This is a genomic window from Salinimicrobium oceani (assembly GCF_012037645.1).
The window spans coordinates 1-372 of sequence record NZ_JAAVJR010001021.1 but is presented as its reverse complement, the minus strand read 5'-3'; the positions used below and the strand labels follow the sequence as shown (position 1 = coordinate 372).

Here is a 372-nt window from a genome sequence, read left to right as displayed (position 1 = left end):
AATGTTTCGGGCAAAAAGGCCTTTGAATTATATGACACTTACGGATTTCCAATCGACATGACAGCTTTGATCCTAAGCGAAAAAGGTTATTCTTTAGATCAGAAAGGTTTTGAGGAGGAGCTTCAGAAGCAAAAAGACCGTTCCAGGAATGCATCAAAAGTTACCTCAGGAGACTGGCAGGTGGTAAAAGAAGCAGAGACCGAAGGGTTTGTGGGTTATGACAGTCTTGAGGCAGAAGTGGAGATCCTGCGATACAGAAAAGTGGAATCTCAAAAAGAAGGTGAGCTCTACCAACTTGTTTTCAGCAGGACACCTTTTTATCCCGAAGGCGGAGGCCAGGTTGGAGATAAGGGTACTCTGGAAGCAAAAAAC

Annotated in this window: 1 protein-coding gene; it reads left to right on the top strand. The window is 44.1% G+C overall.

Annotated features, from left to right (window positions below):
• The coding region (locus HC175_RS20575; RefSeq protein WP_235942716.1) for an alanine--tRNA ligase-related protein at positions 1 to 372 on the top strand (372 nt) is incomplete at both ends.